The 3987-nt window shown below is 41.4% G+C and carries 4 protein-coding genes and 1 pseudogene; 2 read left to right on the forward strand and 3 right to left on the reverse strand.

Annotation, left to right across the window (positions count from 1 at the left end):
- The coding region (locus AAFM34_RS20505) for an HD domain-containing phosphohydrolase (protein ID WP_341666059.1) at nucleotides 1-918 on the forward strand (918 nt) is incomplete at its 5' end.
- 41 nt (nucleotides 919-959) lie between these two features.
- Here the strand turns inward: AAFM34_RS20505 and AAFM34_RS20510 are convergent.
- Nucleotides 960-1610 carry a tail fiber domain-containing protein gene (locus AAFM34_RS20510; RefSeq protein ID WP_341666061.1) on the reverse strand — a complete coding sequence of 217 codons (651 nt, stop codon included), beginning with the start codon at nucleotides 1608-1610 and terminating at the stop codon, nucleotides 960-962.
- A 119-nt stretch (nucleotides 1611-1729) separates the two neighbouring features.
- On the opposite strand from AAFM34_RS20510, the gene nhaD reads away from it, so the two are divergent.
- Nucleotides 1730-3163 carry a sodium:proton antiporter NhaD gene (gene nhaD, locus AAFM34_RS20515; protein WP_341666063.1) on the forward strand — a complete coding sequence of 478 codons (1434 nt, stop codon included), beginning with the start codon at nucleotides 1730-1732 and terminating at the stop codon, nucleotides 3161-3163.
- Nucleotides 3164-3213: 50 nt separating this feature from the next.
- Here nhaD and AAFM34_RS20520 read toward each other — a convergent pair whose 3' ends face one another.
- Both AAFM34_RS20520 and AAFM34_RS20525 read right to left on the reverse strand, forming a co-directional pair.
- Nucleotides 3214-3579, reverse strand: coding sequence for a hypothetical protein (locus AAFM34_RS20520; protein WP_341666065.1), 366 nt, complete (start codon nucleotides 3577-3579; stop codon nucleotides 3214-3216).
- Nucleotides 3579-3923, reverse strand: a pseudogene (locus AAFM34_RS20525) (methylated-DNA--[protein]-cysteine S-methyltransferase); the annotation flags it as partial. The pseudogene AAFM34_RS20525 and the gene AAFM34_RS20520, both read right to left, overlap by 1 nt.
- Nucleotides 3924-3987: the final 64 nt, after the last annotated feature.

Genomic DNA, 3987 nt, shown 5'->3' on the forward strand with positions numbered 1-3987 from the left:
ATTTTTAGTCGGTGCCAGCTTTCAGTTAAATGGGGCTCACCGCCAGCTTACGAAGCAAACTACAATCGTTTACATGAAATTCGTATGCGCTTTGAAGTATTGTGGCGAGATATTGCCATTAAAGGCTATATAAAAAGAGACAATGGTGAAGATGCAGATCAAGTTCTATCATGGGTTAAGGAGCAACAAGCAAGGCTTCAAGAGGAGTTTACTTTTGTCGCATCATTGAATACAGGTGATCGCCCTGTTTCTGATGAAGATATCATCAAGCTTAAAACAATCAGTGCCCAAACTTGGTGTCGTCAGTTTGATGATACGATTGGCCTCTCTCCTGTCGAGAAAGACCGCTTATCTGAATCCTCAATTACCCAAACACTGCTCAAAGATTTGCCCGAGCACAAAATACCTAGGTATCACCCCCCTTGTTACGACCACGGGATCACAATGCAGGCACCTGAATATTTAAGTGATCATGGAGAAATCTATAATTTATCAATTCAAAGAGGAACGTTAACCAAAGAAGATCGGTATCGAATCAATGAACATATGGTCAGCGGAATTAAAATGCTAGAAAGTCTGCCTTTCCCTGATGACCTAAAACAAGTACCCAGACTCGCAACCACTCACCATGAAACATTAGCCGGTAAAGGCTACCCACGTCAGATAGATGGGAGTGAACTATCAGTAAAAGAACGAATTCTTGCTATTGCCGACATATTTGAAGCCTTAACAGCTGCCGATCGTCCCTACAAAAAAGCATTCAAACTGAGTAAGGCCATTGCCATCATGGAAGACATGGTCGCGAACAAACACATTGATGGTGACCTTTTCACTCTATTTCTCAAGAGTGGATTGCATATTTCTTACGCCAAGCAATTCTTAAGTCCAGATCAAATTGATGTAGAGCATGATATATAAATACAATAAGCTGCGTAAGGAACCAAGCATATACAATATGACTAAGGTTGCTTAGTTTCTATATTTGTGAGCCTTTCGTCCATTTGCTTTATCGACTCCAATAACACAGCTATCATTCCTTTATAATCAACTTGCAAATAACCAGACTCTGGATGTTCACTCACCAGTTCAGGGTAAAGCGGCTGAACTTCCTGAGCAATAAAACCAATTTCCCTATCACCGCCCTGAACATAGGTGTAACGATAACCATTTATTGCCTTTACGGCTTCTAAGGTATCAGAAATTCTCTCAATATCCTCTTTTAAACGAACATCACTAAAGCGGAGAAATACGTGGTCAATAAGACGGTGGTAGGAACGTTTACCCGGTGCAAAATAAGAACGGTTACCATCGAGAACATAAAAAACCTTCCAAGTAGAGAAATGCCCTTCTGCAGGCTGAGGCACAGTTCCTTGAGGACAAAAGCCATCGAGTGACCGATAAGTATTTTCTGAAATAGGCACATATTTGAAATAGCTGTTTTCAGATATGTCTTCATGTGTAATCACAGGCCAATCAAAAGTCTGCTCATTATCAGACCATTCCCACTCATCATTGTGTTGATCATAACAAAAGATATTAAATTCTTGAGCTGCGCTAGGTAGTGAAATAAAAGCTAACCCCAAGAACAAAAGAACGCCTTTTTGTTTCATTTTTAGTAACTCTCCATGTTCAAAAATCAGCCAGATCAAACCTAACTCACATACCCGAGAGAAAAACCTCTTTAAAATGGAGTTTTTACAGTAAGTACCGTCTTTCAAGGAGTGAAAGTATGACTGTGCAATGGTCGGTCTTTGTCGCCCTTTTGTTATTCCCTTTTAACTCTTTTGCAGCCATCAATGCACAAGAAACACTGCCATTAACACAATCATTCGTTGGCTATGCTGCCTTAGCAATTTTTGTTGGTGCTTATACTTTAGTCATGCTCGAAGAACACCTTTCTTTGAGAAAATCCAAACCCGTTTTACTCGCCGCTGGTCTTATATGGGCACTGATTGGCTATGTCTATTCGCAACAAGGCCAGATACATGTCGCTCAGGCTGCACTAGAGCATAACTTGCTAGAATACGCTGAATTACTACTATTTTTACTCGTAGCAATGACCTATATAAGTGCAATGGAGGAAAGAAGATTATTCGATTCATTGCAAGCTTGGATGGTGGGTAAAGGCTTTAATTATAAGTCACTGTTTTGGCTTACCGGAATATTGGCTTTCTTCATTTCTCCAATTGCGGATAATTTAACCACAGCGTTACTTATGTGTGCTGTTGTGATGAAAGTTGGCGGTAGCAATTCCAAATTTATCAACCTAGCTTGTATCAATATAGTCGTGGCGGCCAATGCAGGAGGCGCTTTCAGTCCATTTGGTGATATAACAACTTTAATGGTCTGGCAAGCTGGCTATGTGTCATTTTCAGAGTTTATGCCTCTATTCCTCCCTTCTGTAGCCAACTACTTGGTCCCAGCAGCAATAATGTCATTATTTGTACCCAAAACAACACCGGACGTCATTCACCAACATGTTGAACTTAAACGAGGTGCTCGCCGGATTGTCGCCTTGTTTATCATTACTATCGCCACTGCCGTTGCGTTTCATGCTGTCCTGCACTTCCCTCCAGTGATTGGTATGATGATGGGTCTCGCTTATTTGCAGTTTTTCGGCTTTTTCTTACGTAAAACTCTCAAGTCTTCACTTCACAAAAAGGCAGCCATTGCTATTGCCAACCGTGACGATAGTGCTTTAAAACGTCTCGGCTCGGTCGTTCCATTTGATGTATTCCGACGAGTTTCCCACGCAGAATGGGATACACTTTTGTTCTTTTATGGGGTTGTAATGTGTGTTGGAGGTTTGAGCCTACTTGGCTATCTAGGGCTGATTTCTGAAATCATGTACTCTCAATGGAATCCAATTTCAGCCAATATTATGGTTGGGATATTGTCCGCCATTGTCGACAACATACCGGTTATGTTCGCGGTTCTCACTATGGAACCTTCTATGTCTATGGGAAATTGGTTGTTGGTCACTTTGACCGCTGGTGTTGGAGGAAGTCTACTATCAATAGGATCAGCAGCAGGCGTGGCTCTCATGGGTGCCGCTCATGGTAAATACACCTTTTTTGGTCATTTGAAATGGGCGCCCGTGATCGCCATTGGTTATGCAATGAGTATAAGCCTACACCTAATGCTTAACGCATCCTTGTTCTAATATCTGACACAATAAGGGCAGCAATTAGCTGCCCAATGAGATACGGAAACTTATTCAAGCCGCCTCTGCCAGACACTGGCCAGTTGGTATTTAGCACAAATACTACAAGTTAATGCTTCGTTGTCACCGTGAATACGCATCACAATGTCTTCTCTTTTTTCTAGGGAGCTATTGCGCATCGTGATGGTTAAGTAATTATCTTCAACAGAAAACGACTTGGTTACATCAGGCGCACCCACTTTACTGATCGTAACTTGTGCATCTTTGAACATCAGCAAGTCTTGGGTATACAAATTCTCATACACCCCCTCAAACTCATAGGTTTGCTTGTTTATCATTCGATTTAAGTTATCTTCAAAGCATCCTTGCAGTAACAAAGTGAATAATACAAAAATGCCCCTATATTTTAACCGCATTAATCAGGTTCCCAACGCTCAATTTTAAGTAGTGCCGCTTTTCTTTCTATGCCACCCGCATATCCAGTAAGTTTTCCCTTTTTTCCAATCACTCGATGGCAAGGCACTATCACTGAAATAGGGTTCTTGCCATTTGCCAATCCAACCGCTCTCACTGCTTTCGGGTTACCTATTGCTTCAGCGAGTTGCTGATAACTCCATGTTTCTCCATAAGGAATTTTCACTAATGCTTGCCATACTTGTTGCTGGAACTCAGTTCCCTTAGCGGCAAGTGGCAAATGAAACACTTCCCTTCCTTGTGAAAAATATTCTCGTAACTGGTTGATTGTTAAAATGAGTATAGGATGCTTTGGACTGAGGAATCCCCTGATAATTTAGATAAAAATCATCAAGTTAAGGTAGATGCAC

The sequence above is a fragment of the Vibrio sp. genome (assembly GCF_038138445.1).
Lineage (GTDB): Bacteria > Pseudomonadota > Gammaproteobacteria > Enterobacterales > Vibrionaceae > Vibrio.